The organism is Variovorax sp. TLI9-5A (genome assembly GCF_056867935.1).
This window is the reverse complement of the sequence record NZ_CP200310.1, coordinates 1,373,736-1,400,315: the sequence shown is the minus strand read 5'-3', so window position 1 is coordinate 1,400,315 and position 26,580 is coordinate 1,373,736. Positions and strand designations below refer to the sequence as shown.

At 66.9% G+C, this 26,580-nt stretch carries 29 protein-coding genes and 1 pseudogene; 15 read left to right on the top strand and 15 right to left on the bottom strand.

Going from position 1 to position 26,580, the window contains the following annotated elements:
- Positions 1–93: 93 nt before the first annotated feature.
- Positions 94–483, top strand: coding sequence for a helicase SNF2 (locus AC1VNX_RS06785; RefSeq protein WP_483156015.1), 390 nt, complete (start codon positions 94–96; stop codon positions 481–483).
- A 31-nt stretch (positions 484–514) separates the two neighbouring features.
- Positions 515–895, top strand: a complete 381-nt coding sequence (locus AC1VNX_RS06780) for an alpha/beta hydrolase (RefSeq protein ID WP_483156014.1) — start codon at positions 515–517, stop codon at positions 893–895.
- Positions 896–904: 9 nt separating this feature from the next.
- On the opposite strand, the gene AC1VNX_RS06775 is transcribed toward AC1VNX_RS06780, so the two are convergent.
- The 7 genes from AC1VNX_RS06775 to AC1VNX_RS06745 all read right to left on the bottom strand — a co-directional run bounded on the left by AC1VNX_RS06775 (position 905) and on the right by AC1VNX_RS06745 (position 8,444).
- Entirely contained in the window at positions 905–1,969 is a 1,065-nt protein-coding gene (locus AC1VNX_RS06775; RefSeq protein ID WP_483156013.1) for a maleylacetate reductase, read from the bottom strand.
- A 163-nt stretch (positions 1,970–2,132) separates the two neighbouring features.
- Positions 2,133–3,170 carry an RNA 3'-terminal phosphate cyclase gene (rtcA, locus tag AC1VNX_RS06770; RefSeq protein ID WP_483156012.1) on the bottom strand — a complete coding sequence of 346 codons (1,038 nt, stop codon included), beginning with the start codon at positions 3,168–3,170 and terminating at the stop codon, positions 2,133–2,135.
- Positions 3,163–4,014 carry a nucleotidyltransferase domain-containing protein gene (locus tag AC1VNX_RS06765; RefSeq protein WP_483156011.1) on the bottom strand — a complete coding sequence of 284 codons (852 nt, stop codon included), beginning with the start codon at positions 4,012–4,014 and terminating at the stop codon, positions 3,163–3,165. Before AC1VNX_RS06765 ends, rtcA begins: the two co-directional genes overlap by 8 nt.
- A gap of 29 nt (positions 4,015–4,043) precedes the next feature.
- Complete coding sequence (locus AC1VNX_RS06760; RefSeq protein WP_483156010.1) at positions 4,044–5,015, bottom strand: ribonuclease Z; 972 nt, start codon at positions 5,013–5,015, stop codon at positions 4,044–4,046.
- Complete coding sequence (locus AC1VNX_RS06755) at positions 5,006–5,659, bottom strand: zinc-ribbon domain containing protein (protein WP_483156009.1); 654 nt, start codon at positions 5,657–5,659, stop codon at positions 5,006–5,008. The genes AC1VNX_RS06760 and AC1VNX_RS06755 overlap by 10 nt, the downstream gene beginning before the upstream one ends.
- Before the next feature lie 98 nt (positions 5,660–5,757).
- Complete coding sequence (locus AC1VNX_RS06750) at positions 5,758–6,987, bottom strand: RtcB family protein (protein WP_126025610.1); 1,230 nt, start codon at positions 6,985–6,987, stop codon at positions 5,758–5,760.
- 305 nt (positions 6,988–7,292) lie between these two features.
- The gene (locus AC1VNX_RS06745) at positions 7,293–8,444 is read right to left on the bottom strand and encodes a slipin family protein (protein WP_483156008.1); all 1,152 of its coding nucleotides are present in this window, start codon (positions 8,442–8,444) and stop codon (positions 7,293–7,295) included.
- Positions 8,445–9,163: 719 nt separating this feature from the next.
- Between AC1VNX_RS06745 and rtcR the strand changes: the two genes are divergently transcribed.
- The 8 genes and pseudogenes from rtcR to AC1VNX_RS06705 all read left to right on the top strand — a co-directional run bounded on the left by rtcR (position 9,164) and on the right by AC1VNX_RS06705 (position 15,758).
- Complete coding sequence (gene rtcR, locus AC1VNX_RS06740; protein ID WP_483156007.1) at positions 9,164–10,768, top strand: RNA repair transcriptional activator RtcR; 1,605 nt, start codon at positions 9,164–9,166, stop codon at positions 10,766–10,768.
- Positions 10,701–11,252: pseudogene (locus AC1VNX_RS06735) on the top strand (2'-5' RNA ligase family protein); the annotation flags it as partial. The gene rtcR and the pseudogene AC1VNX_RS06735, both read left to right, overlap by 68 nt.
- Before the next feature lie 63 nt (positions 11,253–11,315).
- Positions 11,316–11,645 (top strand): low molecular weight protein tyrosine phosphatase family protein, encoded by a 330-nt coding sequence (locus AC1VNX_RS06730; RefSeq protein ID WP_483161894.1) that lies wholly within the window; start codon positions 11,316–11,318, stop codon positions 11,643–11,645.
- 23 nt (positions 11,646–11,668) lie between these two features.
- Positions 11,669–12,970, top strand: a complete 1,302-nt coding sequence (locus tag AC1VNX_RS06725; RefSeq protein ID WP_483156006.1) for an SMI1/KNR4 family protein — start codon at positions 11,669–11,671, stop codon at positions 12,968–12,970.
- Between the two features lie 44 nt (positions 12,971–13,014).
- The gene (locus tag AC1VNX_RS06720; RefSeq protein WP_483156005.1) at positions 13,015–13,593 is read left to right on the top strand and encodes a 3'-5' exonuclease family protein; all 579 of its coding nucleotides are present in this window, start codon (positions 13,015–13,017) and stop codon (positions 13,591–13,593) included.
- Positions 13,590–14,450 carry an alpha/beta hydrolase gene (locus AC1VNX_RS06715; RefSeq protein ID WP_483156004.1) on the top strand — a complete coding sequence of 287 codons (861 nt, stop codon included), beginning with the start codon at positions 13,590–13,592 and terminating at the stop codon, positions 14,448–14,450. Before AC1VNX_RS06720 ends, AC1VNX_RS06715 begins: the two co-directional genes overlap by 4 nt.
- A gap of 8 nt (positions 14,451–14,458) precedes the next feature.
- The gene (gene lhpI / locus AC1VNX_RS06710) at positions 14,459–15,409 is read left to right on the top strand and encodes a bifunctional Delta(1)-pyrroline-2-carboxylate/Delta(1)-piperideine-2-carboxylate reductase (protein ID WP_483156003.1); all 951 of its coding nucleotides are present in this window, start codon (positions 14,459–14,461) and stop codon (positions 15,407–15,409) included.
- A gap of 118 nt (positions 15,410–15,527) precedes the next feature.
- Complete coding sequence (locus AC1VNX_RS06705) at positions 15,528–15,758, top strand: hypothetical protein (protein ID WP_483156002.1); 231 nt, start codon at positions 15,528–15,530, stop codon at positions 15,756–15,758.
- Between the two features lie 38 nt (positions 15,759–15,796).
- Here AC1VNX_RS06705 and AC1VNX_RS06700 read toward each other — a convergent pair whose 3' ends face one another.
- Positions 15,797–16,159 carry a hypothetical protein gene (locus AC1VNX_RS06700; RefSeq protein WP_483156001.1) on the bottom strand — a complete coding sequence of 121 codons (363 nt, stop codon included), beginning with the start codon at positions 16,157–16,159 and terminating at the stop codon, positions 15,797–15,799.
- Between the two features lie 105 nt (positions 16,160–16,264).
- Positions 16,265–16,867, bottom strand: coding sequence for a TetR/AcrR family transcriptional regulator (locus tag AC1VNX_RS06695; RefSeq protein ID WP_483156000.1), 603 nt, complete (start codon positions 16,865–16,867; stop codon positions 16,265–16,267).
- A gap of 102 nt (positions 16,868–16,969) precedes the next feature.
- Here AC1VNX_RS06695 and AC1VNX_RS06690 point away from each other — a divergent pair, with 102 nt between their 5' ends.
- Positions 16,970–17,482: a DinB family protein gene (locus AC1VNX_RS06690; protein WP_483155999.1), complete on the top strand. Its 513-nt coding sequence runs from the start codon at positions 16,970–16,972 to the stop codon at positions 17,480–17,482.
- Positions 17,483–17,513: 31 nt separating this feature from the next.
- Here the strand turns inward: AC1VNX_RS06690 and AC1VNX_RS06685 are convergent, their stop codons facing one another.
- Entirely contained in the window at positions 17,514–17,936 is a 423-nt protein-coding gene (locus AC1VNX_RS06685; RefSeq protein WP_483155998.1) for a hypothetical protein, read from the bottom strand.
- 303 nt (positions 17,937–18,239) lie between these two features.
- Between AC1VNX_RS06685 and AC1VNX_RS06680 the strand changes: the two genes are divergently transcribed.
- On the top strand, positions 18,240–18,818 hold the full coding sequence (locus AC1VNX_RS06680; protein ID WP_483155997.1) for a DJ-1/PfpI family protein: 579 nt from the start codon (positions 18,240–18,242) through the stop codon (positions 18,816–18,818).
- Between the two features lie 72 nt (positions 18,819–18,890).
- The gene (locus AC1VNX_RS06675; protein ID WP_126025624.1) at positions 18,891–19,301 is read left to right on the top strand and encodes a ribbon-helix-helix domain-containing protein; all 411 of its coding nucleotides are present in this window, start codon (positions 18,891–18,893) and stop codon (positions 19,299–19,301) included.
- A gap of 9 nt (positions 19,302–19,310) precedes the next feature.
- On the opposite strand, the gene AC1VNX_RS06670 is transcribed toward AC1VNX_RS06675, so the two are convergent.
- The 4 genes from AC1VNX_RS06670 to AC1VNX_RS06655 form a co-directional block, all read right to left on the bottom strand.
- Positions 19,311–20,315: a Bug family tripartite tricarboxylate transporter substrate binding protein gene (locus tag AC1VNX_RS06670; protein ID WP_483155996.1), complete on the bottom strand. Its 1,005-nt coding sequence runs from the start codon at positions 20,313–20,315 to the stop codon at positions 19,311–19,313.
- A gap of 124 nt (positions 20,316–20,439) precedes the next feature.
- Positions 20,440–21,645, bottom strand: a complete 1,206-nt coding sequence (gene pcaF, locus AC1VNX_RS06665; protein WP_483155995.1) for a 3-oxoadipyl-CoA thiolase — start codon at positions 21,643–21,645, stop codon at positions 20,440–20,442.
- A gap of 27 nt (positions 21,646–21,672) precedes the next feature.
- Complete coding sequence (locus tag AC1VNX_RS06660) at positions 21,673–22,326, bottom strand: 3-oxoacid CoA-transferase subunit B (protein ID WP_126025627.1); 654 nt, start codon at positions 22,324–22,326, stop codon at positions 21,673–21,675.
- Positions 22,323–23,024 (bottom strand): 3-oxoacid CoA-transferase subunit A, encoded by a 702-nt coding sequence (locus tag AC1VNX_RS06655; RefSeq protein WP_301507989.1) that lies wholly within the window; start codon positions 23,022–23,024, stop codon positions 22,323–22,325. Before AC1VNX_RS06655 ends, AC1VNX_RS06660 begins: the two co-directional genes overlap by 4 nt.
- Positions 23,025–23,162: 138 nt before the next feature.
- Here AC1VNX_RS06655 and AC1VNX_RS06650 point away from each other — a divergent pair, with 138 nt between their 5' ends.
- On the top strand, positions 23,163–23,948 hold the full coding sequence (locus AC1VNX_RS06650; protein ID WP_483155994.1) for an IclR family transcriptional regulator domain-containing protein: 786 nt from the start codon (positions 23,163–23,165) through the stop codon (positions 23,946–23,948).
- 94 nt (positions 23,949–24,042) lie between these two features.
- A complete protein-coding gene (locus tag AC1VNX_RS06645) occupies positions 24,043–25,512 on the top strand; it encodes an esterase-like activity of phytase family protein (RefSeq protein WP_483155993.1) in 1,470 nt (489 codons plus the stop codon).
- Between the two features lie 31 nt (positions 25,513–25,543).
- Here the strand turns inward: AC1VNX_RS06645 and AC1VNX_RS06640 are convergent, their stop codons facing one another.
- Positions 25,544–26,557, bottom strand: coding sequence for a Bug family tripartite tricarboxylate transporter substrate binding protein (locus AC1VNX_RS06640; RefSeq protein WP_483155992.1), 1,014 nt, complete (start codon positions 26,555–26,557; stop codon positions 25,544–25,546).
- Positions 26,558–26,580: the final 23 nt, after the last annotated feature.

Sequence of the window (26,580 nt, the reverse complement as noted above, 5' to 3'; positions counted from 1 at the left end):
CGCACAGCGCCAGCCGCGATGCGGTTTCACACTGCATCCCGTGGCAACGACGAATGTCCGCCGCCCACACCAGTCAGCAAAGGGACTCGCATCATGAACACCAAGCAACGCATCGCCGCTCTCTCCGCCATCGCATTCGCCATGCTCGGCGCAGCGGGCGCGGTTCACGCCGAAACCTATGAAGGCGTGCATCCGATCACCTCGTCTGTCAGCCGTGCCGACGTGCGCGCCGAAGCCGTGGCCGCCGCGCGCACCGACAACCCCTACGCCGACGGCGCCAGCGCCGGCCCCGCTCCGGTGATCGCCTCGTCGACCAGCCGGGCAGCAGTGCGCGCCGAAGCCGTTGCCGCCGCGCACGCCGACAACCCCTACGGCGAAGCTGCTTCGTCGGGCGTGGCTCCGATGGTGGCCAGCACGATCGACCGCGCCACCGTGCGTGCCGCGGCCCGCGCTGCCGCACGTGGCGACGCGCTGCCGCTCTGATCGGCCCGAAGCACTCGAAAGGAATCTCGCAATGAACAACAAGCAACGCATCGCCGCATCCGCTCTCGCCGCAGCCTTTGCCATGCTCGGCTCCGCCGGAGCGCACGCCGAAACCTATGACGGCGTCCACGCCGTCACCTCCTCCGCCAGCCGCAACGACGTGAAGACCGAAGCCGTGGCTGCGACGCGCGAAGGCAACCCCTATTCGGACACCGCCGCCGAAGGCGCCGTGGCCTTCAAGTCCACGCTCGACCGCAGCACCGTGCGCGAGCAGGCCGTGGCCGCCGCCAACAACCCGCTGCAAAGCCTGGACCGCCGCGCCTTCTACCGCGACGAAGTGCCTGCTGCCTACAAGAAGCCCAGCGTCTCGTTCACGCAGCAGGCCGGCCTGCCGGCCACGGCACGGCCCTGACGCCCGGCCTCAGGGCCGTACGCCTTCCCAGGCGTTCTGCAGCAGCGCGCGGATCGCCGCGCGCTCCAGCGGGCGCGGGTTGGGGTACTGGTTCTTGAGCGCATGCTCGCAGGCCAGATCGAGATCGGCTTCCTTCATGCCGATGTCGCGCAGCGCGACCGGCGCGCCGTTGTCGCGCGCAAGGTCGTACACGGCCTGCGCGGCGCTGCCGCTTCCTCCCAGCGCCTTCGCGATCTTCGCCATGGCTTCGGGCGCAGCCCCGGCGTTGTAGGCCAGCGCGTGCGGCAGCACGATGGTGTGGGTCTCGGCATGCGGCAGGTTGAAGCTGCCGCCCAGCGTGTGGCACAGCTTGTGGTGCAACGCCATGCCCACATTGCCCAGCACCGTGCCGCACAGCCATGCGCCGTAGAGCGCGTCGCCGCGGGCGGCCGGATCTTTTGGCGTGGCGCGGATGGCCGGCAGCGCACGGCCCAGCGCGGCGATGCCCTCCTGCGCCATCAGGTCCATGATCGGGTTCGAATCGACCGCGTAGAGCCCTTCGGCCGCATGCGCGATGGCGTTGATGCCGCTGGTCACGCTCATGCCCACGGGAAGGCCGAGCGACAGCTCGGGGTCGTAGATCACGGTGCGCGGCAGCACGCGGAAGTCCTTGCCGGTCTTCTTCATGCCGGCTTCGGTGATGCCGTAGATCGGCGTCATCTCGGAGCCCGCATAGGTGGTGGGAATGGCGAGGATCGGCAAGCCCGAGTCGAGCGCGATGGCCTTGCCCAGCCCGGTGGTGGAGCCGCCGCCGATGGCCACGGCGCAGTCGGCGCCGAGCCTGGTGGCCACTTCCCTCGCCTCGCGCGCGGTCTCGATGGGTACGTGCATCACGGCGCGGTCGAACACGCCGGCCGCATGGGCGCCGAGCATGTCGGCCACGCGCTCGGCTTGCGGGCGCTGCTCCGGCGTGGAAAGCACAAGGGCCCGGCGCGCACCGAGGGCATCGATCTCGCGGGCCAGGTGCTGCAGCGAGCCCGCGCCGAAAACCACCCGCTGGGGTGCGCTGGTGTAGATGAACGAGGGTGTGGTCATGGCTTGGTGTCCGTGTCTCCGATGTCTGCCTGGACGAATCCGTCCGCACCCGGCCCGTGCCGGGCCACAACGATACGCCGGCCCGCACGCAGTTCGATGGCGGAAAACGGAAAGGAGTTTTCCGCCAGCCGCGGGCAACGGCCGAGCGCCCGTGTCAGACAGGTCAGGCAGGCGCGACCCGCACTGAGCAGGCCTGGCGGCCCTCGGCGATCGCGAAGCGCACCGGCAGGAAGCGCTCGATCACCGCGCAGTTCGTGCGCGTGTGCTCGGTCACCTCGCTGCAGGTGAAGGCGCATTCCTTCTTGCCCTGCCAAACCGAGAGCGCCAGCAGCAGCGCCAGCTGGTCCGCCAGGTGCGGCCCCACGGCCGCCTCGCTCTTCTGGAACGCGCGCAGCTCCTTCACCAGACCGTGCGCCACCTGCTCGGCGCTCAGCGACTTCTCGCCGAAGGCGGTGAACACCTCGGTCACGTGCTCATACGCCAGCGTAGCCAGCAGCGCGTTTCCCGGTCCTTCGTTCTGGCGCACCGAGCCGAAGCGCAGTTGCTCGCCCGACCATCCCATCGCGCCACCCAGCGTATCGAGCTCGCGCGTCGGCACATGGCGCGGGATACCCGGCGCCAGGCACTCCGCATAGCTCGACAGATGCGAACCACGCGCCATCAGGTCGAAGGGCTGCAGCGCACCGGCTGCAGGCACGATGACCGCCTCGACCTCGCCGCCGCCGGCCGGATAGAAGCCGCAACGGCGCAGCGTCGGCAGCAGATCGGCACCCAGTCGGCGCACCAGCGGGGCAAACGCACGCTCCAGGAAATGGAATGGCGGCGCCATCGGGTTGTGCGTGCCGCCGCTCAGATGCAAACGGCTGTGCGCACCGGCCAGCAGCAGCGGCGGCAGCACGGTCTGCAGCACCAGCATGCAACTGCCCGCGCCCGAGATCGCGAAGCGGTATTCCCCCGCGCGCACCGGGCCGGGCACGAAACGCAGCGACTGCGAACCAAGCTCGGCACCGTCGACCTCCGCGCCGCTGATCGCGGCGGCCGCGTTCACGCACGCGAGGTGCTGACGCATCAGGCCCGGCTTGGCGCGGCCCGCGCGGATCTTCTCGATGGCCAATGGCTGGCCCGTGACCATCGACAGCGCGAGGCTGGTGCGCAGGATCTGGCCGCCGCCCTCGCCCTGGGAGCCGTCGAGTTCAACCATGCGCGGCCTCCTGGCTCTTCTTCGCTTCGAAACGCAGGACCGTTTCGTACAGGAAGGCATCGAGGCCGGCCTGCTCTGACTGCGGCAGCGGCGTCACCGGCTCCGCCGCGTTGGCCGCCAGCTCCGATTCGATGAACGCATGGATGCCGGGCCAGCGCGGACTGGTCGCGGCCTCGCCGGCGCGCATCTTCACTTCGAGCAGCGCGTTGATCTCGTCGATCAGCGCGGCGTCGCGCACCGGGTCGAGCGTGCGCTGCGCGAGGTCGGCGAAGCGCATCGGCGGCACGCCGGGCTGCGAGCGGATCCAGCGTGCGGCCAGCAGCGGGCGCAGCACGTAGAGGTATTTCTTGTAGCGCACCTCGTCGGCCTGCAGGTGCTCGCGGAAGTTCTTCTTCGCCATCGAGCTGTAGTGATGCCAGCCGCGCGCGTTGGAGAACACCGCTTCCGACAGTTCGCGAAAGCGCGGCATCGCCGTCGCGTCGTCGCGATACACGACGGGCGAGCGCAGCCATTCGAGCAGCGTCGGGTTCGACTCGCGCATCAGGCCCAGGGCCTTGCGCAGGTCCCAGCCGTTGATGTCGAGGTCACCGCTGATCGGCACCTCGATCACGTCGCGATGCGGCATCACCGTGAGATACCAAGGCAGGCGGTTGACGTAGATGAAGCGCACGTCGTAGTCGCTGTCGGGCGAGGCGAAGCCCCAGCCTCGGCTGCCGGATTCGCAGGCGAAGAGCACGCTCACGTCGTGCTTCGTTTCGATGTCGCGCAGGGCCTCCATGATCTGCGCGCGCATGGCGGGCTCGATCGGGTGGGCGGAGCGCAGGAATTCTTCCTCGGTACTCATCTTCGATTCTTCTTTCTTCTTTTCTCTCGTCAGGCCCGCGTGGCTGTCACCTGGCCGGCACTGTCGAGCTCGTACACGTCCAGGTCATTGGCCAGGAACGCATTGCCGCGGTAGTGCGCCTGCGTCTCGGCCATCAGCGCCGCGATGCCTTGCTCGTTCTGATGACGCGCGCTGAAGTGCGTGAGGATCAGGTTCGGCACTTCGACGGACTGCGCGAACTCGGCCAGGAGGCGCGCGGAGCTGTGCATCGGGCCGGGGCCGACCTTGTCGAGCGCGTCCTGCGTGAAGGTGGCCTCGTGCACCAGCAGTTGCGCGCCCTGGCAGGCTTCATGGAGCATTGCGGGTTCAGCGTTGTCTCCGCCGAGCACGGCAACGGCCGTGTCGACCTGCGTGTCCACGAAATCAGCGCTGTGCAGCGTCTCGCCGTTGAATGACACGTCCTCTCCGTTCTGCAGCGCACGCCATGCCGGACCGGGCGGCAGGCCGACTGCCCGCAGCGCATCGGCCTTCAGCCGCACGCGCCGCGTCTCGACCTGCACGCGATAGGCATGGCTCGGCACACGATGCCGCAGCACGTGGCGCTCGATCCGCAAACCGGGCACGTCGTACACCAGCGCTTCGTTCTCCAGATCGACATGCTCCACCTCGTAGGGCAGATGCAGATCGGTCAGCCGTCGCGTGGCTTCGAACCATTCCCACACCGGCAGCGGCGCGATCAACTTCAGCGGCTTCGTGCGCTTGCCCATGCCGGCACTGGCGAGCAATCCCGGCAGGCCATAGCAATGGTCGCCGTGCACATGCGTGATGCAGACGGCGGCAAGGTCGTTCAGCGACAGCGGCGTCTGCAGCACGCGATGCTGCGTACCCTCGCCGCAATCGACCAGGAACCAGTCGGCGCCGAGCACCGTCTGCACCGCAAGGCCGGAAACGTTGCGGTGGCGCGTGGGGGTGCCGGAAGAGGTCCCCAGGAAAGTCAGTTTCATCATCGTCGTCAAGGCCATCGCTCCCTGTGCATCAGCGCGCTCCTCGCCGCATCCGCGGCAACGCGCTCCCAGGCAAAGTATCGGCGACCGCCTTCGGGGCGGGCCGTCATCAGTCCACGAAGCTTCGCGAGGTTCGCGTCGCCGCCCCATCGCGCCATGGTCTGGATCGCCACCACGCGCAAGCTCCACCATTTGCTTTCAAGCGCGGCGTCGACTTCGGCCACGGCCCGTGCATTCGGTTTCGCTGCACCCAATGCGCGAAGGCGATCCGTCTGCTCGCTCAGGAGGTTCGCGCCCGGCGCCGCATTGCGCAGCCGCTCGCGTCGCGCGCGGCGGCATGCCAGGCATCGCACGGCACGGCTATCGATATGGCCGTGCACCACCTCGTACCACCACTTCTGCTGCTTGGCCGTCCACAGTTCTTCAGCTCCGCAATCGCGGCAGGTGAAGGGGCGGGCCACATAGCAGCGAGGCAGCACGCCGTAGGTGTTGTTGTACTGCTGCAGGACGAACTGATCCGCCGGCTCGCACCCGAGTGCGAACGCGCAATCGGGCTGCGGCAGGCGGACATCCGGCGCGCGCAGACGTGCGGCCGACGCGGCGGCGCGCTGAAGGCGGCGCGCCTTGATTTCGGCGCGGCGTTGCTTGTTGCTTTTCTTCATTTCTCGGACCTTCGCAATACGCACGGTGTCGCGAAGGCGGGCCGAAGCCCCTTCCTACCGCAACACCGCACTCATGAGGCCGGGAACCGGCCTCGCTTTCATCCCTTCACGCATACGACCTGCTTGAGCGTGTAGACCACCTCCACCAGGTCTTTCTGCGCATCCATCACCGCGTCGATGTCCTTGTAGGCCATCGGGATCTCGTCGATCACGTCGGCATCCTTTCGGCACTCGACGCCTTCGGTCGCGGCGATCTGGTCGGCCACCGTGTAGAGCTTCTTGGCCTTGGTACGGCTCATCTTTCGACCGGCGCCGTGGCTGCAGCTCATGAAGCTCTCGGGGTTGCCCTTTCCGCGCACGATGTAGCTCTTGGCGCCCATGCTTCCGGGAATGATCCCCAGCTCGCCGGCCTTTGCGCTCACCGCGCCCTTGCGGGTCACGAGCACGTCTTCGCCGAAGTGCGTTTCGCGGCTCACGTAGTTGTGGTGGCAGTTCACCGCTTCCACGTGCGCCTCGAAAGGCTTGGTGATGACCTTGCGCGCGGCCGCGACCACGCGCTGCATCATCACTTCGCGGTTGGCTCGCGCGAACTTCTGGGCCCAGCCCACCGCGCGCACGTAGTCGCCGAAGTACTTGGCGCCTTCCTCGAAGTACGCCAGGTCCTGGTCGGGCAGGTTGCGTTGGTGCTGCTCGGCGTCCTTCTTCGCGAGTTCGATGAAGTGCGTACCGATGGCATTGCCGACACCGCGCGACCCCGAATGCAGCATGAACCACACGGAACCCGCTTCGTCCAGGCACACCTCGATGAAGTGGTTGCCCGTACCCAGCGTTCCCAGGTGCTTGTGGTTGTTGGTGTTCTTCAGGCGCGGGTAGTCCTCGCAGATCGCGTCGAACTCGTCCACCAGTCCGGCCCAGGCCACGTCGGTTTCGTTGGGAGGCGTCTCCCACGAGCCCTTGTCGCGGCCCATGCGCTTGGGGTTCGAGCCGTGCGGCACGGCCTTCTCGATCGCCGAGCGCAGCGGTCCGAGGTTGTCGGGCAGGTCGTTGGCATGCAGCGTGGTCTTGCACGCCATCATTCCGCAGCCGATGTCCACGCCCACCGCAGCCGGGATGATGGCCTTGAAGGTCGGGATCACCGAACCCACCGTCGCGCCGATGCCGTAATGCACGTCGGGCATGGCCGCGATGTGCTTGAACACGATGGGCAGGCGCGCTGCGTTCTCGAGCTGCTTCTGTGCCTCGTCTTCCACGGGCACGCCGCGGGTCCACATCTTCACGGGAACGCCGTTGGCGACTTCGTGCAGGTTGTAGTTCTTGCTCTGTTCCATTTTTCTCTTTCTTTCTCTCTCTGTAACTGTCTATCCATTCTTCACGAACGGCTGGTGGACACGGCGGGATTCGAACCCGCATCAATACGGCGACCGTGGTGTTTCAATCCAGCGGCCCAGTCGACGATTGGAAACGCGCGCCAGTGACAGACCCGTCATCGGAGCCAGCACCTGCATCCTCAACCTTGCTCGTCGACCGACTTGCCCGCCGCATCCGGTGCTACCCGGACTGCCGGCAACATCAACATTTTTGGCAGTGGCGCTCCCTTCTGTGCCTGCGTGCCCGTATCTCTTTCCCTCAGAACTCAGGAACCGTTCGGCCGAAGCGTCACCAGTCCGTTGAGCACCTGGTCCAGACCGCCGACCACCGAAATCTTGTCGATCCGTTCGGCCACGCGTTCCAGCGTTTCAAGTTCCTTCATCCGCAACGCGACAGGGTTGCCCTCCATCACCTTGGCGGTGTTCAGCAGCGAGCGCGTGGCCGCGGTTTCCTCGCGGCGACGGATCACGTTGGCCTGGGCCGACTTCTCGGCTTCCACCACCTGCGCGAGGATGGTCTTCATCTCGCCCGGCAGGATGATGTCCTTCACGCCCACGCTCTCCAGCACGACTCCAGAACCCTCCAGCCGTTCTCGCACCTGCGCCAGCACGGTCTGGTCGATGGCTGCCTTGTTCTCCAGCAGCGCGTCGAGCGTCTGCTCGCCGACCGCGGCACGCAGACCGAACTGCAGTTCGCGGTACACATGGTCCGCCGGCTTCGGCATCTGCGCCAGGGCCTGCCGCACGTCGAGGAAGCGCCATACCGCCGACAGGTTCAGCCGCAGTCCCACCTTGTCGCGGGTCAGGATTTCCTGGCCGCTCACTTCGGCGATCTGCGAACGCAGGTCCACGGAGGTCACCGACACCTGACGGTTGAAGCGCCAGAAACCGTGGTTTCCCGGCGGCAGCAAGGCCTGCATCTGCCCCTCGAGCGTCAAAACACCGGCGTGGAACTCGGGCACCTGCACCAGCAGCACGCCTTCGAGCCCCTGCACCGCACGCGGACGCAGGGCCACGCTCTGCAGCTTTGCCAGCAACTCGGCCGGCAGGCGCGCGTCGGCGGACACATCGATCACGTCGATGCGCTGCTCGCGCAGTCCGCGCCAGTACAGCTTGCGAGTCGAGGGCGGCAGGATCTGCACCAGCACGCCATCTTCATGACGCAGGCCGACCTGGGTTTCGCCCAGCGACACGTGCACGAACTCACGCTCGATCAGCTCAGGCTCACGTGCCAGCAAGTAGTCGGCCAGCTCGTGCTCGAACACCGGCTCGGCGAGCGAGAAGCGTTGCAGCTGGATGGCGTCGAAGCCCGCGAAAACGCGGTGCTTTCCCGGGCCGAGCAGTTGCTCGAAGTCGCCGTTGCGCAGCAGCAGTGCGCGCTCGTTCTTCTTGATGGTGTATTGGTTGAAGCCCAGCATTCTTTTTCTCCTCTTTGTTCGGTTCGACTGTTCGTTTCGTTCTCGTCGGCCAGTCGTCATTCATCCATTCGTTCAATCCAGGCCCTCGAAAGGGCAGGCGGCGGACACAGCGGCTGCCAAGGCCTGGCATGCAGCGGTCGCGCGGTTCGGTAGGTGCCTCCCGTCGTTGCATCGCAACATCCTCACTTCCCTTGCCGTCGATGGCTGCACGCAGTTCCTTGGCACGCACGCGGTGCGCAAGCCGCCTGCGCTTGGCACTGTGTCGCGCGCCGCAGGGCCTTGGGGCCCTGCGCCATCGCTCCGGTGTGCCGGGGCGGGGGGCTTTCGCCCCATCAGATGGCGATGCAAGCACCGCCAGGGTTTTTCGCGGGAATCGAACCCACAACGCCGTGTGGTTAGCACGGTGCTCAACCATGAGCAGAACTGAAACAAGTTCAGTTGCCAGCCAGTTCAACAGCGGCATACCGCGAGCCCAAGACAGGATCTGGCCTGCGGCACCGGGCCGCTTTCACGCGGCACCTGCGAGCGGATGAACTGCATCCGACGGGTTGTCTATTGCAGCCGGCGTGCCAGGCTGCGCGAGAAGAAGGAGAAGCAAGCTCTGGGATCACGCAAGTTGTTGATATGAATAGCTAAATTCTTTTCCGGCCCGTAGCTCGCGTTGCACTCGACCTGCTAGCATTCATCTTCTTCATATAAATTTAGCTAGCTTTTTATTCATGAAGCCAATAGTCGTCATCGGCTTCCTCGGCACCCAGCTCGACGCCGGCCAGGGCGCCGGCCGATGGAACAAGTGGCGTCCCACCGTCTCGCTCGCGCAGCACGAGGACATGGTCGTCTCGCGCATGGAGCTGCTCTACACGCTGCGGCACAAGGCGCTGGCCGAGGTGGTGAGGGCCGACATCGCCGCCGTATCGCCCGAGACCACGGTCAACCTGGTGCCGCTCGACCTGGCGGACCCGTGGGACTTCGGCGAGGTCTACACGCGCCTGTACGACTGGGCGCGCGGCTACAGCTTCGACACCGAGCGCGAGCAGTACTGGACCCACATCACCACCGGCACGCACGTCGCGCAGATCTGCATGTTCCTGCTGTCCGAATCGCGCGTGGTGCCCGGCGTGCTGGCGCAGACATCGCCACCCAAGAAGCAGCGCGAGGGCGAGGCGGGCAAGTGCACGCTGATCGACCTCGACCTGTCGCGCTACGACGTGATCGCACGGCGCTTCGACGCGGAGCAGCGCGACGCGGTCGCCTTCCTGAAGAGCGGCATCGCCACGCGCAACGCGCGCTTCAATGCGCTGATCGACGAGATCGAGCGCGTGGCCGTTCGCTCGCGCGCGCCCATCCTGCTGGTGGGTCCGACGGGCGCGGGCAAGTCCTTCCTGGCGCGGCGCATGTTCGAGCTGAAGCAGTCGCGCCACCAGATGACGGGGCCCTTCGTCGAGGTGAACTGCGCGACGCTGCGCGGCGACGGGGCGGCCTCCACGCTCTTCGGGCACAAGAAGGGCTCCTTCACCGGCGCCGCCGCCGACCGCGCGGGCCTGCTGCGCACCGCGCACCAGGGCGCGCTCTTTCTCGACGAGATCGGCGAGCTCGGCCTCGACGAGCAGGCGATGCTGCTGAAGGCCATCGAGGAGAAGCGCTTCTTCCCCGTGGGCGCCGACAAGGAAGTGGAAAGCGACTTCCAGCTGATAGCCGGCACCAACCGCGACCTGCGCAGCGACGTGGCCGAAGGCCGCTTCCGCGAAGACCTGTTCGCGCGCATCAACCTCTGGACCTACGACCTGCCCGGCCTTGCACAGCGGCCGGAGGACATCGAACCCAACATCGACCACCTGCTGGCCCTCCATGCCGCAGAGAACAACCGCGTGGTGCGCTTCAACGCCGAGGCGCGCACGGCCTACCTGCGCTTCGCGCAAAGCGGCGAGGCGATCTGGAGCGGCAACTTCCGCGACCTCTCGGCCAGCGTGACAAGGCTGGCAACGCTCGCCGACGGCGGGCGCATTCCGGTGGCATTGGTGGAAGCCGAGATCGCACGGCTGCGCTGGCTGTGGAAGCACGCAGGCGCAATGCCGGCCACCGGCGATAGCGTTGACCTCGATGCCCTGCTCGGCGAGGAACGCAGCGCCGCGCTCGACCTCTTCGACCGCCTGCAGCTCGAAGCGGTGGTGCGCGTCTGCCGGCAGTCGCGCAGCCTGTCGGACGCGGGCCGCCAGCTCTTCCAGGCTTCGCGCGCGCAGCGCAGCGTGGTGAACGATGCCGACAGGCTGCGCAAGTACCTCGTCAAGCATGGCCTGGAATGGAGCCGGATCGCCGACGCCTGAGCTATCCTCCGCCGCCATGGCCATCTCCGCATTCGCCGTGAAGGTTCCCGCCGCCGAGCCCATGGTGGGCGACCTGCGCCGCCTTTACGACGCCACCGTGGCCCTCGGAGTGCCCGCACACATCACGGTGCTCGTTCCCTTCATGGACCCGGCACGGATCACGCCGGAAGTCCTGGAGCGAGCGAGGCTGGCCTTGAATCGGACGACCTCGTTCTCCTTCACGCTGAACAGGGTCGGGCGTTTTCCGGAAACCGCGTATCTCGCGCCGGAGCCATCCGCCCCCTTCATCGAAATGACGCGAGCGCTCGTGGAAGCGTTTCCTGACTTCCCGCCTTATGGCGGCGAGCACGACAGCATCGTTGCGCATCTGTCGGTGGCGCATGGCAATGCGCTCGATGCGGATGCGGCGGCGGTTGAACTGCAAGCCCGGCTTGCCGCGTCGGGAGCCGTGCGTGCGAGCTGCACGGAAGTCGCGCTGATCGAGAACTCATCGGGCAACTGGCGGGACATGCACATCTTCGTGCTACCCGAACGCACCCAGACAACCATGCGCAACGTCCTCTTCATCTGCAGCCGCAACCAGTGGCGCAGCCCGACCGCGGAGCAGATCTGGCGCCGGCATCCTCAGGTATCCGCACGCTCCGCCGGCACCAGCCCCAATGCGCGGCACAAGGTCTCCATCGACGACATCGAGTGGGCCGACGTCATCCTCGTGATGGAAGAAAAGCACAAGTCGAGGCTGCTGGCCGAGTTCACGCGGATGCTGGAAGGCAAGCTGATCCATGTGCTCGACATTCCGGATGAATACAAATACATGGCCCCTGCGTTGGTCGAGGAACTCCAACGCTCGGTTCCATCGATTCTCGGAATCGAATAACAAGCAAGAGGAATGAGCCCGTCGTGACCGATATCCTGTCCCGCCTTCAAACGCTCAAACGGCTCGACCTGGACTGCAGTTGCTTCGCGGCGAAAGCGCACTGGTACGACCTGAATCCGCCGCTTTCCGAAGAGGAGGTCGCGCAGGTGGAGGCAAAGCACCAGTGCAGGTTTCCCGATGAGTACCGCAGGTTCATCACCGAGATCGGGAATGGCGGTGCAGGCCCCGCGTATGGCGTGTTTCCTCTCGGCATGCAGGACGAGTTTCACGGCCTCGCCAGTTGGGACGCTACGTTTCAACTCATCGGCGATTTGTCGAAGCCATTTCCATGGGAGCATTCTTGGAACCTGCCTGGAGACTTCTGGGCCCAGCATCCGAACCCGACGGCAGATACGCCCATCGATGAAGAAGATCGAATGAACGAGGTCTGGGACAGGAAGCTCGAGACCCAGTACTACGCACCGAGCATCATGGACGGCGCCATACCCATCTGCCACGAAGGCTGCGCGCTACGCAATTGGCTGGTCGTGACCGGCCCGCTGGCAGGCACCGTATGGCGCGACCTGCGGGCCGACTACAAGGGCATCGAGCCTTTCATGAACGAGAACGGAACCCGCATGGGTTTCACCGACTGGTACTTGCACTGGGTCGAGCAGAACATCAAGCAAGTCTCCGAGTCGCAAGCACAGACCCGCTTCTCCAAGGCTCTCTCCCCCAGGCTGTCAAAGCTCTCGAACCCAAAGGCCGCAGCGTTTGCGATCTTCTGCGCCCAGGCTCTCTATCCCAACCTCGAGGCTTACGCCTCGGCTATTGGCTTCGGCAAGGAGTTCGCTCTGCAGGACCGGTTGGACGAGGTGCTCTGGGCACAACTGCTGCAACGGCACTTCGAATTGCCGGTCGAATGCGACGAAATGGTGGACGGCATGCTCGGCGTGCAGCATGACCTGGGACAGCATCTGTTGTCGACAAAACTCCCCGGCCCTGACGACGCCGGCATGAAGGCCGCGATTTTTTCGTACATCGCCGCATGCGCGTTCTGGTTCGGCAAAGGCAGCCCGCAGCAGTTGCTGGCCGCTGTGCAGGGTGCGGTCACCGGCGATCCCATGCTCGACGCAGCGGAATCCGAACTCCGTTGGGCGCTCGATCAGCTTGAAAGCGAGCCGTCGGAATGGGCGCCTGCAGGTACCGTCGAGAGCCTCAGAGATCGCGCGCAAGGCTGCAAGATATTCCTGTCGCCGGGTATGCCCGAATCCGGTGCTCCACCGGCAATCGCACGGGCAAAACATCCATGGTGGAAGCGCTGGCTCTCCACCACCCCGAATTAAAGAAGCATGCAGCACGTCTGCAGCCAAGAAAGATTCCAATCTGCATGACAGAAATCTACATAAGCACCGACGTCGAATCCGACGGCCCCATCCCCGGCCCGAACTCGATGCTCAGTTTCGGCTCGGCCGCCTACACGGCCGACAAGCAACTCGTCTCCACCTTCAGCGCCAACCTGCACACGCTGCCCGGCGCGCAGGCCGACCCGAAGACCGCCGCATGGTGGAAGACCCAGCCCGAGGCATGGGTCGCATGCCGCACCGATCTGCAGGACCCGGCCCATGCCATGAAAAACTACGTGAACTGGCTCAAGGGCCTGCATGCGCGGCCGGTATTCGTCGCGTATCCGGCGGGCTTCGACTTTCTCTTCGTCTACTGGTACCTGATGCGGTTCGCGGGCGAGAGCCCGTTCAGCCATTCGGCGCTCGACGTGAAGTCGTTCGCGATGGCGATGCTCAAGCTCGACTACCGCGACAGCACCAAGCGCGCGATGCCGCGCCGCTGGTTCGACGCCGGCCTGCCGCACACGCACGTGGCGCTCGACGACGCCATCGAGCAGGGTGCGCTGTTCTGCAACATGCTGGCGGAGAACCGCACGGCATCCGCGGGCGGGCAGCCTTCATGAAGGGCGGAGCGCTGCGTCGGTGGTTCGGAGGGCTGGCGCTGTGCACGCTGCCGCTCATGCTGGGCGGCTGCGTGCAGTCGATGTTCTATTACCCCGACAGCGTGCGCTACGAGACGCCCGAGGCACTGGGCATGCGCTACGAAAGCGTGCAGTTCACCAGTGCCGACGGCACGCGCCTGAGCGGCTGGTTCCTGCCCGCGGAGCATCGCCAGAACCCGAAGGAAGCCAAGGGCACGGTGGTGCACTTTCACGGCAACGCGCAGAACATGAGCACGCACTGGCGCTTCGTGGCCTGGCTGCCCAAGCGGGACTACAACGTGTTCGTGTTCGACTACCGAGGCTACGGCCAGTCGGAAGGCAAGCCCGAGCCCAAGGGCGTGTTCGATGATTCCAACGCCGCTCTCAACTACGTGCGCTCGCGCAAGGACGTGGACCCCGAGCGGCTCTTCGTCTTCGGCCAGAGCCTGGGCGGCACCAACGCGATCGCGGTGGTGGGCTCGGGCAACCGCGCGGGCGTGCGGGCCGCGGCCATCGAATCCACTTTCTATTCCTACTCGTCGATCGCCAACGAGAAGCTCAGCGGCGCAGGCCTGCTGGTGAGCGATGAATATGCAGCCTCGAAATACGTGGCGGCCATATCGCCCATTCCGCTGCTGCTGATTCACGGCACGGCCGACCAGGTGATTCCGATCTCGCATTCCAAGCGGCTGCTGACCGACGCCCGCGAGCCCAAGCGGCTGATCGAGGCACCGGGCGCCGCGCACCTCGAACCGATGACGGCCCTGCGCTACGGCGCGGCCTACCGCAAGGCGCTGACCGAGTTCTTCGAGGCAGCATTGCACCCACTCCAGCAATGACGACGGCCATGAAGCATTTCGACGAAGCCGCGACCCGTGCCCCGCTGGGCTTCGAGCGGCTGATTCCTGCCCTGCGCGCAGCCTTCGCGACGGGCGCCCAGGTGCCGCCGCGCCATGTGCATGCCGTCGACACCGCAGCCGGCGACAGCAGCAGCAAGGGCACCGTGCTCATCATGCCGGCATGGAGCGACGCGGGCTTCCTCGGTATCAAGACGATCAACATCTTCCCCGGCAACAGCGAACGCGGACTGCCCGGCCTGCACGCGACCTACGTGCTGTACGACGCGCGCACCGGCGTGCCGCTGGCGATGATGGACGGCAACGAGATCACCGCGCGCCGCACGGCCGCGGCCTCGGCGCTGGGTGCGTCGTTCCTGGCGCAGACCGACGCGCGCCGGCTGCTGGTGCTGGGCACCGGCCGCATCGCGCGGATGCTGCCGGCCGCGCATGCGAGCGTGCGGCCCATCGACGAACTGTGGGTGTGGAACCACCGGCCCGAAGGCGCGCAAGCGCTGGCCGCCCAATGGCGAGCCGAAGGCTGGAACGCACGCGCGGCGACGGACCTGGAAGCCGCCGTGCGCCAGGCCGACATCGTGAGCTGCGCCACGCTGGCCACCTCGCCACTCGTGCGCGGCGAATGGCTGGCGCCGGGCTCGCACCTGGACCTGATCGGCAGCTTCACGCCCGCGATGCGCGAGGCCGACGTGCGGTGCTTCGAGGGTGCGCTGACCTGGGTCGACACCGACGAGGCGCTGCAGAAGTCCGGCGACCTGCTCGATGCGATGGCCGCCGGCACGCTGCGCGCGCAGGAAGTGCGGGGCACGCTGGCCACGCTGTGCCGCGGGGAACGCCCGGGCCGCACGAACGACAGCGAGCGCACCGTGTTCAAGGCCGTCGGCAGCGCCCTGGAGGACCTGGCCGCCGCCACGCTCGTGTGGCAGGCGGGCGACAGCCTCTAAGCCTTACGGCTTAGTTTGTGCTGTGTTTTCCTACATCTGGATACGTCATGTAGCCAATAGCGCACACGGCGTATCGCAGGTAACGTGCTCCTCACGCCATTGAACCGGGGGGTACGACATGCTGAGCACCGAACACAAAGCCAACATCCTGCGCAAGGCCGGATACGCCGTGCCCGCAGGTCCAGGAACCCCCAACAGCGCCTACCAGACGGCCCAGTGCTGGGCGAAGGCGGTCGACACGCTCTACGTGACGTACGCCGCCAGCCGCGCAGCCAAGAGCCTGCGCGACTCGGAAGAAGCGCGGATGCTGGCGCTGCTGCAGCTGCGCTCGGCGAAGGCCTGGGCCTGACGGCCCGGCCCGATCCAGCCGGCCGGCCCCGTTCGGCCTCAGGGCTTCTTCTGCTTTTCCGGTGCGTCGTTGCTGCCGCCGCGCGACAGCTGGCCCGCCTTCATCGCCTCGCGGTTGGCCGCACGGCGCTTGGCCGCGGCGGCGCGACGCTCTTCCCTCGACATCTTCGGCGCGGTCGTCGCGCGCACCTCGCCTTCCTGCATCTGCGGTCCTCGGGCGGCGGCTGCGCCGTCCGCGCGGCGTTCCTTGCGGGCCTCGGCGCGCTCCGCCTTGGTGGTGGGCGCCGTGGGCCGCGCCTTGCCCTGCGCCGGATCGGCTTCGCCGGAAGACTGGGCGGACGCCACCTGCACGACCATCATCTGAGCCACGGCCAGGCAGACCGGCACGAGCATTTTTTTCATTGCGATGACCTTTCCTTTCAGCACCCGCAAAGGCACGGGGCCGGGGCATTGTGGTCAGGGACCGGGGGCGGTGTCCACACCGGCAACCCGCATGTCGATGAAGCTTCAGCCTGCGCTCTGGCGGTCGCTCAAGTAGGCGAGGACCAGTCTGACGAGCTCGGTCCTCATCGCCGGCGCCTCCAGGTCGCCGCGCCGCGCCGCCGCATGGACCGCGCCTTCGACCGCGGACGAGAGCATGCGGGCCGCAATGCCGGCATCGGCACCGTCTCCCGGTCCACCGCTTTCGGCGACGAGCGCCCGGTAGCGCCGCTGGTACTCAGCCTCGAACTCGGGGTAGGTCGAGCGCGCGGCGAGCGGCACCTCGTCGACCAGCACGCGATGCAGCGCCTGGTCGACCGAATGGGCGGCGATGACGCCGTCGACGAAGCGCTCCACGCGGCGCGGGAGTGTGGCCGACGCGTCGCCATCCGCGTCGGAGCCGGCCAGCGCCACGAGCACCTCGTCAAGGTGCCGCTGCCGTATCGCCTCGGCGATGGCCAGCTTGTCCGGAAAGTACTGATAGAGCGAGCCGACGCTGACGCCGGCCACCGCCGCGATCTCGTTGGTGGTGAAACGCGCCCATCCGCGGCGCGCCAGAACGCGAGTTGCGGCCTCGACGATCGCGTCCACCGTGACGCGCGAACGCTGCTGCCGGGGCGCTTTGCGCATGGTCCTGCGCTGTGGGGGAATGCGAGTACCCAAGTTCGAGGCTCCACTCAAGAATAAGAGCGCACACGAGACGTGCGTTCAGCTGTCCGAGGGGAGATTGTGATGAGTACGCAGACGCTTCTGGCCTCGCTGTTCCGCTACAAGGCCTGGGCCGACGAGGCCCTGCTGGCAAGCCTGGCCGATCTGGCGGCCAAGGGCCCTGCAGATGAATACCGCACTGCCGCGCGCGTGTTCAACCACGCCTGCATCGTCGACCGCATCTTCGTCGCGAACGTGCAGCGCATGGCGCACGGCCACACCGCGACCGGCGCGCCCGAGCCGCCGCCGCTGGAGGCGCTGGCCGAGGCGGTGAGGGAAACCGACCGCTGGTACATCGACTACGTCGCGCGCCTCGGCCCGCAGGAACTCGAGGAGAGCATCGAGTTCATGTTCAGCGACGGAGCGCCGGGCCGGATGTCGCGCGAGGAAATGCTGGCCCACGTGGCGACTCACGCGGGCTATCACCGGGGAGAGGTCGGCCGGCTGCTGACCCGGCTCACGGGCTCGTCGCCGCCCGACACCTTCACCGGCTTCCTGCATCAGGCCGAGCCCGCTCGCCGCGCACGCAACGCGTAGCGGCGGCGTTTTCAGGCAATGGCCCGCTGGCTTACTTGCCCTGTGCCGACTGCAGCACCGGGTTCTGCATGGTCGAGATGACCTTGCTGTTGACGCGCGAGCCGCTGGTCACGTTCTGGTCGGGCGCCGCGGCAGTGGCCATGGCTTCCTGGTAGACCAGCGCCGGGTCGCGGCTGGAGGTGAACGGGTCCGCGCCGCGCGAGCCGCGCGTCACGTTCTGGTTGGGCGCATGGGCCGTTTCGACGGCCTGCTTGTACACGGCTTCGGCATCGGCCGTGGAGGTGAACGGATCGGCACCGCGCGAACCGCGGGTGACGTTCTGGTCCTTGGCATGGGCGGCGGCAATGGCTTCGGCTTCGACGGCTTCACGCGTGCGCTGCTGGGCCTGGGCGGGCACGGAAGCGATGGCGAGCAGGGCGAGCGCAGCAGCGAGGGCGATCTGGGAGGTCTTCATGGTTCGGTCTTTTCTGTGAGTTGTCTGTCGGTCCGTAAGAGGCTTGCCCGGGATACGGGAAAACCCTGAACGAGGCTATTCAGCGCAAAAGGCAGCTCCGTGACGCCCCCGCCCCGAGCACCAGCTCTCGCGCGCGCTCTGCAGCCTCTGCGAACTTCTGTTAACTGCGTCGGCCTCGCTGCCGCGAAGCACGGTCACAGCCGGCTGCTACCCGCCGCGCACTCCTCCTTCGAATAATCCGGCGACGGCTCGCTGCCCCAGTGCGCGGCCGCATTCCAACCTCATCCGAAGGAGACAACAGACATGGCGCGCAAGATCCTGATGCTGTGCGGCGACTACGCCGAAGACTACGAAACCATGGTGCCCTTCCAGACCCTGCTGGCCGTGGGCCACACGGTGCATGCGGTGGCGCCGGACAAGAAGACCGGCGACTGGGTCCACACCGCCATCCACGACTTCGAGGGTGCCCAGACCTACAGCGAGAAGCCAGGCCACCGCTTCACGCTGAACGCCAATTTCGCCGACGTGCGCCCCGAGGCCTACGACGCGCTCGTCATTCCAGGCGGCCGCGCGCCCGAATACCTGCGCATGAACACCCGCGTGGTCGAGATCGCTCGGCACTTCCTGGCCACCGACAAGCCGCTGGCGGCGGTGTGCCATGGCGCACAGCTGCTCGCGGCCACGGGCCTGCTCAAGGGCCGCAAGGTGTCGGCGTATCCGGCCTGCCAGGTGGAGGTGGAACTCGCGGGCGCCGAGTACATGGGCATTCCGGTCGATCAGGCCGTGACCGATCGCAACCTTGTCACCGCGCCCGCATGGCCGGCGCACCCGGCGTGGCTCTCGCAGTTCCTGGCGGTGCTGGGCACGCGCATCGAGCACTGAACTTCCGGCGGGCGGCGCGGCGCTACAGTGCGGGCGTCGTCCACCTTCCTTCACGCAAAGGAGACAGCCACCATGTGCGAAGTCTTCATCAGTGCCGATCCGCAGAGCTACGACGCGCGCACGCGCTCGGTGCGGCTGCATGGCGTCGTCACCAGCATCCGGCTCGAGAACCTGTTCTGGCAGGTATTGGAAGAGATCGCGCGGCGCGACGGCATGGTCGTGGTGCAGCTCATCGAGCGGCTCTACGACGAGCTGGTGGCCGCGCGCGGCGAAGTCGGCAACTTCGCCTCGTTCCTCCGGGTGAGCGCCCTGCGCTACGAGGCGTTGCTGGCGCAGGGGCGCATTCCGGCGGACAACTCGGTGGCGATCCGCTCGCTCGACGCGAAGGCGGTGCTGCACGAGCTGCCCGAGGGCTGGGGCAGCCCTCTGCCCGAGCAGGCCCGCGTGCACACGCTGCACGTGGCAGCGCGGCGGCAGGCCTAGCCAGCTCGATCAGTCCAGCGAGACGTTCGCCTTGCGGATCACGTCGGTGAAGCGCTTCGTCTCGCTCGCCACGAACTCGTCGAACTGCGGGCGCGTGGTCGGGAAGGGCTCGTAGCCGAAGCTCTTGAACTTCTCCAGCACGTCGGGCTCGGCCAGGCCCTTCTCGATGTCGCGCTTGATCTTCTCGGTGACCGATGCGCTCAGGCCCTTGGGCACGGCGATGGCGTTCCAGCCGATGACCTCGAAGCCCTTCGGGCCGCCCGATTCGCCGACCGTCGGCACGTCGGGGAAGGCCGCCACGCGCTGCGGCGCCGCGGCGGCGAGGAAGCGCAGCTTGTTCGCACGCTGCAGCGGGCCGGCCGTGGCGCTGCTGCCCAGCGCAAAGGCCAGCTCGCCAGTGGCGACCGAGGTGTAGAGCTGCGTGGTTTCCTTGTAGACGATGTGCTCCATCTGCGTGCCGGTGGCCGACTCGAAGAGCTCCGAGCCCAAGTGCACCGGATTGCCGACCGACCACGAGCCGTAGTCGAGCTTGCCGGGGTTGGCCTTGGCGTCGGCGATCAGGTCGCCGATGGTCTTGTACTTGCTGTTGGTGGCAACGGTGAAGAAGAAGTAGGTCTTGAACAGCGGCAGCAGCGCATCGAAGTCCTTGGTGGTGTCGTAGGGCAGCTTCTTGAAGAGCGCCGGGTACGCAGCGAGGTGCACGTTGTCGAGCACGATGATGTCGTGGCCGTCCTTCGCGCCGCGCTTGAAGGCGTCGATGGCGATGAAGCCGTTGCCGCCGGGGCGGTTCTCGACCACCACGGGCTGGCCCCAGGCGCGCGAGAGCTTGTCGGCCACCAGGCGGGCCACGCCGTCGGGTCCTCCGCCTACGGGGAACGGCGTGATGATGCGCACGGGCTTGGTAGGAAAGGCCTGCTGCGCGGACGCGGCCACGGGCAACAGGGCCGCTGCGGCCAGCGCGAGCGCGGCAATGCCGGCGCCGCGGCGCGTAGTCTTCTTCGACGTGTGGTTCATCCTCTGATCCTTCTCTTTCATCCTCTTTGGTTAAAAAAATGCCATCGGGCCGCTGTTGCCGCGGCTGCCGATGGCTTGTCTTCTTGCTTCTCTGGTTGTTTTTTGTTTCGCCGCGGTCCGGTCGTCAGACGCGTTCGAGAATCACCGCGATGCCCTGCCCCACGCCGATGCACATGGTGCAAAGCGCATAGCGGCCGCCGCCCTTGTGCAGCTGGTTGACGGCGGTGGTGGCAAGGCGCGCGCCGCTGGCGCCCAGCGGGTGGCCCAGCGCGATGGCGCCGCCGTTGATGTTGACGCGCGCGTCGTCGTCCTTCAGGCCCAGCAGGCGCAGCACGGCGAGGCCTTGCGCGGCGAAGGCTTCGTTGAGTTCGATGACGTCGATCTGCTCGAGCTTCAGGCCGGTGAGCGCCAGCACCTTCTGCGTGGCGGGCGCGGGACCGATGCCCATCACGCGCGGCGCGACACCGGCCGTGGCCATGCCAACCACGCGGGCGCGCGGCGTGAGGCCGTGCTTGGCGGCACTGGCTTCATCGGCCAGCAGCAGCGCGCAGGCGCCGTCGTTCACGCCGCTGGCATTGCCGGCGGTGACGGTGCCATCGGGACGCACCACGCCCTTGAGCTTGGCGAGCGACTCGAGGCTGGTTTCGCGCGGATGCTCGTCCTTGTTGACGATGATGGCGTCGCCCTTCTTCTGCGGCACGGTCACGGGCACGATCTCGGCGTCGAAGAAGCCCGACTTCTGCGAGGCCACGGCGCGCAGCTGCGAGTTCAGCGCCATCAGGTCCTGCGCCTCGCGTTCGATCTTGTAGTCGGTGGCCACGTTCTCGGCCGTCTCGGGCATGGAGTCGACGCCGTACTGCGCCTTCATGAGCTTGTTGACGAAGCGCCAGCCGATGGTGGTGTCGTACACCGCGTTGTTGCGGCTGAAGGCGCTCTCGGCCTTGGGCATGACGAAAGGCGCGCGGCTCATGCTCTCGACGCCGCCGGCGATCATCAGGCCCGCTTCGCCGGCGCGGATGGCGCGCGCGGCCGTACCCAAGGCATCGAGGCCCGAGCCGCACAGACGGTTGATGGTGGCGCCGCCGAGTTCGATGGGCAGGCCCGCCAGCAGCGCCGACATGCGCGCGACGTTGCGGTTGTCCTCGCCGGCCTGGTTGGCGCAGCCGTAGAGCACGTCGCTCACTGCCTGCCAGTCGACGTTCTTGTTGCGCTCCATCAGCGCCTTCAGCGGCACGGCGCCGAGGTCATCGGTGCGCACGCTACTGAGCGAACCGCCGTAGCGGCCGAAGGGGGTGCGAACGGCGTCGCAGATGAAGGCTTGGTTGGTCATGTGCTGTCTCTCTTTGCTTGAAAGGGGTCAGGCTGCGATCGGGAGTCCGACGAGCTTCTCGAGTTCTTCGCGGCTCAGGCCGTCGACCAGGTCGACGAGCTTCAGGCCCTGCGGCGTGCATTCGAGCGTGGCGAGGTCGGAGTACACACGCTTGACGCAGCCGATGCCGGTCAGCGGATAGGTGCATTCCTTCACCAGCTTGCTCACGCCCTGCTTGGTGAGCAGGTCCATCATGACCCAGGTCTGCTTGGCGCCGATGGCGAGGTCCATCGCGCCGCCGACGGCGGGAATGGCGTCCTTCTCGCCAGTGTGCCAGTTGGCGAGGTCGCCGGTGGCCGACACCTGGAACGCGCCGAGCACGCAGATGTCGAGGTGGCCGCCGCGCATCATCGCGAAGCTGTCGGAGTGATGGAAGAAGGAGCCGCCCGGCAGCAGCGTGACGGGCTGCTTGCCGGCGTTGATGAGGTCGTAGTCTTCCTCGCCGGCCTCGGGCGCGGGCCCCATGCCGAGGATGCCGTTCTCGCTCTGCAGGATGACTTCGCGGCCCTTGGGCAGGTGATTGGCCACCAGCGTGGGCTGGCCGATGCCCAGGTTGACGACGGCACCGTCGAAGATGTCCTGCGCCACGCGGGCGGCGAGCTGGTCCTTGGTGCGGCGTGTGTAGTTCGTGCTCATGGTCATGCTGCCTTCTTGAAGCCGCCGGCCTGGGTGGCGACGCGTTCGATGCGCACCACCTGGTGCACGAAGATGCCCGGGGTGACGACGGTCTCGGGATCGAGGGTGCCGAGCTCGGCGATGTCGTGCACGGTGGCGATGGTCTTCTTCGCGGCCATGGCCATCACCGGGCCGAAGTTGCGCGCCGCCTTGCGGTAGACCAGGTTGCCCCAGCGGTCGCCGCGCTCGGCCTTGATGAGCGCCACGTCGCCGTGGATGGGGTACTCGAGCACGTACTGCTTGCCGTCGATCTCGCGGGTCTCGCGATTGCCGGCCAGCTGCGTGCCGTAGCCGGTGGGGCAGAAGAAGGCGCCGATGCCGGCGCCCGCGGCGCGGATGCGCTCGGCGAGGTTGCCCTGGGGCACGAGTTCGAGTTCGATCTTGCCGCTGCGGTAGAGCCCGTCGAACACCTGGCTGTCGGCCTGGCGCGGGAAGCTGCAGATGATCTTGCGCACGCGGCCGGCCTTCAGCAAGGCCGCGAGGCCGGTCTCACCGTTGCCCGCATTGTTGTTGACGACGGTGAGGTCCTTGGCGCCCTGCTCGACGAGGCCCTCGATGAGTTCGTTGGGAATGCCGGCGGTGCCGAAGCCGCCGATGAGAACCGTGGCGCCGTCGGGGATGCCAGCGAGGGCATCGGCGACCGAGCGCGCGATCTTGTTGATCATGAAGCCTGTCTCCGGAAGTGAGGAAAGGGAACGAAGAAACGAATCCGCCTGAACGCGCCGACCGATTCTGCAAACCGCCGATTTGTTCGTCTAAAGAACATTTGTTCGTATAATGAATTTTAAAGAGGAAGACGAACCATGGCAACCCACGCGTCACAACCCGAGACACCCGCTCCCGGCGACAGCTACGTGCAGTCCTTCGCGCGCGGGCTGCAGGTGATCCGCTCGTTCAGCGCCAACGCGCCGCACCAGACGCTCAGCGAAGTGGCCGCCGGCAGCGGGCTGACGCGCGCGGGCGCACGGCGCATCCTGCTCACGCTGCAGACGCTGGGCTACGTGGTGACCGACGGCAAGCTCTTCACGCTCACGCCGCGCATCCTCGATCTGGGCTTCGCGTACCTCTCCTCGATGCCGATCTGGAACCGCGCCGAGCCGGTGATGGAAGCGCTGGTGCAGCAGGTGCAGGAGTCGTGCTCGGCCGCCGTGCTCGACGCGACGGACATCGTCTACGTGCTGCGCGTGCCGACCAAGAAGATCATGCACATCAACCTGGGCGTGGGCTCGCGCCTGCCGGCCTACTGCACATCACTGGGCAGGCTGCTGCTGGCCGACCTCGACGACGACGAGGTGCGCGCGCGGCTCGAGGCCTCGAACATCGAGGCGCTGACCAAGCACACGCTGACCGACATCGACGCGCTCATGGCCAAGGTCGCGCAAGCGCGCAAGCAGCAGTGGTGCCTCGTCAACCAGGAACTGGAAGAAGGCCTGATCTCGGTGGCCGCGCCCATCGTCAACCGGCAGGGGCGCATGGTGGCCGCGCTCAACATCAGCGGCCAGGCGAACCGCACCAGCGCGAAGGCGATGCAGGAGACCATGCTGCCCGCGTTGCGCGAAGCGGCGGACCGGATTTCGCACCTGCTCTGATCGCCCCCGCTCCGCCCTGAGCGAAAGGACATTCACGGCCAGGTCACATCGGCTTTCTAGATTGCGCCCTCACAACAAAACCGGAGGGTCAATCGTGTCCAGCAATTTCATCTCGTCCCGCTTGCCGCGCCATCTCGCGATCGCGGCCGTTGCATCCGCAGTCCTCGCCGCGTGCGGCGGCGGTGGCAACGACAGCGGCATCCTCTTTCCACCCGTCGCGGGCACGCCCGCACCTTCGCCAGCGCCTGCTCCCGCGCCAGCGCCAGCGCCCGCGCCGCAGGACCCCAGCGCCGGCCTGCCGCACAAGCTCACCGGCTGGGCCTCCCTGCCCGCCACGTTCCGCCAGCCCGGTCCGACCACGGGCCAGTTCATCACCGCCGCGCTTGGCGTGACACCGCCCTTCGTCAACGGCCAGCCGCTGCCCGGCTTCTCGGCGCTGCTGAAGAACGACGACGGCACCTGGACCGCCATGCCCGACAACGGCTACGGCAGCAAGAGCAACTCCGGCGACTTCGTGGTCGGCTTCTACAACGTCAGCATCGACTTGCGCACCGTGTCCAATGGCACGACGGTGCCGGGCACCGTGAAGGTCAACAGCCATGTCGCCTTCAACGACTCCAAGGGCTTCCTGAAGGACGGCAAGGGCGTGGACCTGAAGATCACCGCCGACTTCGCCAACTACCAGACGGTCTCGGGCAACAACCTCGTCGACAGCGGCAAGCCGGTGGATTCGCGCATCGTCAGCGGCCGGCTGCTGACGGGCTTCGATCTCGACGTGGAGTCGATCGCCCGCGCGAAGGACGGCACGTACTTCGTGGGCGAGGAGTTCGGCCCCTACATCCTGCACTTCGACAAGGACGGCACGCTGATGGGGGACCCGGTGCCGCATCCCTTCCTGCGCAGCCCGTCCAACCCGCTGGTGATGAACGAAGGCGCCACGGTGACTTCGCTTTCGAGCCGCGGCTTCGAGAGCCTCGCCTTCAACGGCGACAAGACCCGTCTCTACGCGGTGCCCGAAGCGGCACCTTCGCTGGCCTCGCTGCGCCCGGTGGCCGACGACGAGCGCTACCTGAACTTCTTCGAGTTCGATCCCGCCTCGATGCTCTATACCGGCAAGAACCCGGTCTACAAGAAGGACGGCCCTGCCAAGGACAACCAGATCGTCATCGGCGACATGACCAACATCGGCGGCAACAAGTTCGTGCTGATCGAGCGCGACAGCCTCTACGGCTCGAAGGCCGTGGTCAAGCGCCTCTACATGGTCGATCTCGACGTGAAGGACGCCGACGGCGTACTGAAGAAGACGCTGCTGGTCGACCTGCTGAACATCTCCGACCCGGACGACGTCGGCGGCCCGCTGGCCAACGTCGCGAACGGCAAGTTCAGCATGCCCTTCGACTCGGTCGAGAGCGTCGAGGTGGTGGACGACTACACGCTCGCCGTCGCCATCGACACCAACTTCCCGACCGAGGACGGGCGCGTGCCCGGCAAGCCGGACGACACCGAGATCATCACGATCCGCTTCGAGCAGCCGCTGTTCAAGCGCGCCGCGTCGAAGACCTGACGGACGATCCCTGTGCGGAACCCGGAGGGCATCAGCCTTCCGAGTGGATGCCCTTCATGATGATCACGCCGCCCAGGCGCGTGGTGTCGGCGCGCATGCGCTTGGCCAGCGTGTCGGGCGAACCGGGCTGGGCCTGCCAGCCGGTCTTCAGCAGCGCCTGGCTCACCTCGGGCGAGCTGATGACTTCGACCAGCGCGGCATTGAGCCTGGCGATGGCCGCGGGCTTCATGCTCGCGGGCGCGGCCAGCGCGGTCCAGATTTCCAGGTCGGCGCCGCGCACGTCCGCGTCGCGGATGGTGGGCAGTTCGCCCGCCAGCGGGCTGCGCTCGGGCGAGGTCACGCCGATGGCCTTGATCTTCCCCGACTTGATGTGCGGCAACGCGAGCCCCGGCGGCAGCAGCGCCAGCTGGATCTCGTTGGCCAGCAGGCCCGCGATGACCTGCGGATTGCCGGTGTAGGGCTTGTGCTGCGCGGTGATGGCCGCGCGGCTCTTGATGAGTTCCATGCCCAGGTGGCCCACCGTGCCCACGCCCGGCGTGCCGTACCTGGCGCCGCTGCCGAGGTTGCGCACCCACAGCAGTTGCTCGGCCGATGTCTTGCCCGTGGCGCTGCCCGACACCGCCAGCACCAGCGGCGCCGTGCCGATCAGGCCGACCGGCGCGAAGTCTTTCTCGGGATCGAAGGGCAGCGACGGATTGAGCAGCTTCGCGATGGTCAGGTTGCCGTTGATCAGCGCGCCGACGGTGTGATCGTCGGTGGCCTTCGCCACCTGGTCGGCCACCGTGTTGCCGCTGGCACCGGGCTTGTTCTCGACGATCACCGGTTGGCGCAGGATCTTCGACAGCGGCTCCGCGATGGCGCGCGCCGCGAGGTCGGGCGATGCGCCAGCGGGAAAGCCCACGAGGATGTGAACGGGCTTGGTCGGCCAAGCCGCGTCGGCGGTGCCGCTGTTGCGTTGCTGCTGGGCCCACGAAGTCTTCGCAAGCAGCGAAGCGGCAATGGCTGCCGCGCCGCCTTCGAGCAGGCGGCGTTTGGTGATCGTCAAGATGACTCCAGAAGGATGAAGGG

Excerpts from the sequence above, each read along its gene's own strand:
- AC1VNX_RS06785 (WP_483156015.1), top strand. The coding sequence starts at position 94 with ATGAACACCAAGCAACGCATCGCCGCTCTCTCCGCCATCGCATTCGCC.
- AC1VNX_RS06780 (WP_483156014.1), top strand. The coding sequence starts at position 515 with ATGAACAACAAGCAACGCATCGCCGCATCCGCTCTCGCCGCAGCCTTT.
- AC1VNX_RS06775 (WP_483156013.1), bottom strand. The coding sequence starts at position 1,969 with ATGACCACACCCTCGTTCATCTACACCAGCGCACCCCAGCGGGTGGTT.
- rtcA (WP_483156012.1), bottom strand. The coding sequence starts at position 3,170 with ATGGTTGAACTCGACGGCTCCCAGGGCGAGGGCGGCGGCCAGATCCTG.
- AC1VNX_RS06765 (WP_483156011.1), bottom strand. The coding sequence starts at position 4,014 with ATGAGTACCGAGGAAGAATTCCTGCGCTCCGCCCACCCGATCGAGCCC.
- AC1VNX_RS06760 (WP_483156010.1), bottom strand. The coding sequence starts at position 5,015 with ATGGCCTTGACGACGATGATGAAACTGACTTTCCTGGGGACCTCTTCC.
- AC1VNX_RS06755 (WP_483156009.1), bottom strand. The coding sequence starts at position 5,659 with ATGAAGAAAAGCAACAAGCAACGCCGCGCCGAAATCAAGGCGCGCCGC.
- AC1VNX_RS06750 (WP_126025610.1), bottom strand. The coding sequence starts at position 6,987 with ATGGAACAGAGCAAGAACTACAACCTGCACGAAGTCGCCAACGGCGTT.
- AC1VNX_RS06745 (WP_483156008.1), bottom strand. The coding sequence starts at position 8,444 with ATGCTGGGCTTCAACCAATACACCATCAAGAAGAACGAGCGCGCACTG.
- rtcR (WP_483156007.1), top strand. The coding sequence starts at position 9,164 with ATGAAGCCAATAGTCGTCATCGGCTTCCTCGGCACCCAGCTCGACGCC.
- AC1VNX_RS06730 (WP_483161894.1), top strand. The coding sequence starts at position 11,316 with ATGCGCAACGTCCTCTTCATCTGCAGCCGCAACCAGTGGCGCAGCCCG.
- AC1VNX_RS06720 (WP_483156005.1), top strand. The coding sequence starts at position 13,015 with ATGACAGAAATCTACATAAGCACCGACGTCGAATCCGACGGCCCCATC.
- AC1VNX_RS06715 (WP_483156004.1), top strand. The coding sequence starts at position 13,590 with ATGAAGGGCGGAGCGCTGCGTCGGTGGTTCGGAGGGCTGGCGCTGTGC.
- lhpI (WP_483156003.1), top strand. The coding sequence starts at position 14,459 with ATGAAGCATTTCGACGAAGCCGCGACCCGTGCCCCGCTGGGCTTCGAG.
- AC1VNX_RS06705 (WP_483156002.1), top strand. The coding sequence starts at position 15,528 with ATGCTGAGCACCGAACACAAAGCCAACATCCTGCGCAAGGCCGGATAC.
- AC1VNX_RS06700 (WP_483156001.1), bottom strand. The coding sequence starts at position 16,159 with ATGAAAAAAATGCTCGTGCCGGTCTGCCTGGCCGTGGCTCAGATGATG.
- AC1VNX_RS06695 (WP_483156000.1), bottom strand. The coding sequence starts at position 16,867 with ATGCGCAAAGCGCCCCGGCAGCAGCGTTCGCGCGTCACGGTGGACGCG.
- AC1VNX_RS06690 (WP_483155999.1), top strand. The coding sequence starts at position 16,970 with ATGAGTACGCAGACGCTTCTGGCCTCGCTGTTCCGCTACAAGGCCTGG.
- AC1VNX_RS06685 (WP_483155998.1), bottom strand. The coding sequence starts at position 17,936 with ATGAAGACCTCCCAGATCGCCCTCGCTGCTGCGCTCGCCCTGCTCGCC.
- AC1VNX_RS06680 (WP_483155997.1), top strand. The coding sequence starts at position 18,240 with ATGGCGCGCAAGATCCTGATGCTGTGCGGCGACTACGCCGAAGACTAC.
- AC1VNX_RS06675 (WP_126025624.1), top strand. The coding sequence starts at position 18,891 with ATGTGCGAAGTCTTCATCAGTGCCGATCCGCAGAGCTACGACGCGCGC.
- AC1VNX_RS06670 (WP_483155996.1), bottom strand. The coding sequence starts at position 20,315 with ATGAACCACACGTCGAAGAAGACTACGCGCCGCGGCGCCGGCATTGCC.
- pcaF (WP_483155995.1), bottom strand. The coding sequence starts at position 21,645 with ATGACCAACCAAGCCTTCATCTGCGACGCCGTTCGCACCCCCTTCGGC.
- AC1VNX_RS06660 (WP_126025627.1), bottom strand. The coding sequence starts at position 22,326 with ATGACCATGAGCACGAACTACACACGCCGCACCAAGGACCAGCTCGCC.
- AC1VNX_RS06655 (WP_301507989.1), bottom strand. The coding sequence starts at position 23,024 with ATGATCAACAAGATCGCGCGCTCGGTCGCCGATGCCCTCGCTGGCATC.
- AC1VNX_RS06650 (WP_483155994.1), top strand. The coding sequence starts at position 23,163 with ATGGCAACCCACGCGTCACAACCCGAGACACCCGCTCCCGGCGACAGC.